Genomic DNA, 1,393 nt, shown 5'->3' with positions numbered 1-1,393 from the left:
GCCAAATCCAAGTAGTATCAAAGACAAATGATCCACATCAAGTTGGGCAATATTTTCAAGAGCCGGACGAATATAGGTAAACAGCGCATACTGACCAGTATGGGCAATCACACACCCCGTCATTCCCATCGCAATACCTGGGCGGCGGAGTAAATCCATGACAGATGCCGTTATCATCATTCTACGCGGAGCCATTCCAGGAAGGGTAAACAGCTGAAAGAGTAGTGTCAGCACGCCTACTGCGGTTGCAGCGATAAAAGCACTACGCCAGCCATAAAGCCCACCTAAATAGCTCCCCAGCGGGATCGAAACTACGGTACCAACAGCAATACCGCTAAAAATAATGGAGAGAGCACGCGGGACACTTTTAGCAGGGACCAGCCGCATAGCTACGGCAGCAGCCATACTCCAGAAGCCTCCCAGCGCGATGCCCAGCAATATGCGCATGACTAACAGAACGGTCAGACTGGATGAAAGTGCGACAAGCAGGTTGGAGGCAATCATCAGCACGGTAAAACCAAGCAAAACATTTCGGCGATCATAGTTACGCGTCAGGCGGGGAACCATCAGACCAGCAAACAAAGCCACCACAGCCGTTACCGTCACAGCCTGACCGGCAAGAGCTTCGGTCACACCGAGATCGGCGGCCATGGGTGTCAACAGGCTGGCAGGAAGATATTCCGCAGTCAGCAAGCCAAACACGCCCATAGTCAGTGAAATAACGGCCATCCATGCGGATTCTTTGGGTTCAGAACTATTCAAATTAGCGGATACAGCTTCAGTTGCTTCATTTCTCATAACACACTCTTCTTGGAGAAAAATTACAACGCCAAGTCTAGAGTCGAGCAGTTGGACGATCTATGATGCCATATCCTGATTTTTTACCCGAAACTCCGAATATGCATGTGAACAAACATTTTGCCCTGTCATCCGAGCTCATCAGTGAATTGCTGCTGGAAATGCGCCTGCGTGGCGTGCAGTATCGCCGTTTACAGACTGGCTCTGAGTTTGGCGTCGGTTTTAGCAACAGGCCGGGACATGCCTATTTTCATTACATCGCTGTGGGCACTGCTCTGCTTCGCACACACGACGGTACGTTGTACGAACTGAAAGCCGGAAGCATGGTATTCATGCCGCAGGGTGAAGATCATCAGCTTGTATCGGATGTCAGCTGTTCATTTCAACATATCGACACGTTAGGCTCTGCTCCTTTAGGCGAGGCCGTCAGCGGAATCAATACTTGCCCGAGTTTGCATCCGACACCCAGCACGGTTCTGTTTTATGGCTGTATGGAGTTCGATCTCGGTGGAATGCAAGGTCTTGGTAAACTGATGCCGCAAGCCATAGTGGTTGAGGCAAATGAACAGATTTATCCGGGGCTGGTTCCCATTCT

Annotated in this window: 2 protein-coding genes; one reads left to right on the top strand and one right to left on the bottom strand. The window is 50.4% G+C overall.

Features of this window, described 5'->3' with window-relative positions:
- On the bottom strand, positions 1 to 798 hold a 798-nt coding region (locus J5224_RS27810), incomplete at its 3' end, for an MFS transporter (RefSeq protein ID WP_264628361.1).
- 62 nt (positions 799 to 860) lie between these two features.
- On the opposite strand from J5224_RS27810, the gene J5224_RS27805 reads away from it, so the two are divergent.
- Positions 861 to 1,393, top strand: a 533-nt coding sequence (locus J5224_RS27805) for a cupin domain-containing protein (protein ID WP_264628360.1), incomplete at its 3' end; no start/stop codon positions are given.

This window comes from Candidatus Symbiopectobacterium sp. NZEC135, assembly GCF_025962695.1.
Note: the sequence above shows the minus strand (reverse complement) of the source record. Positions and strands in the feature narration are given on the sequence as shown.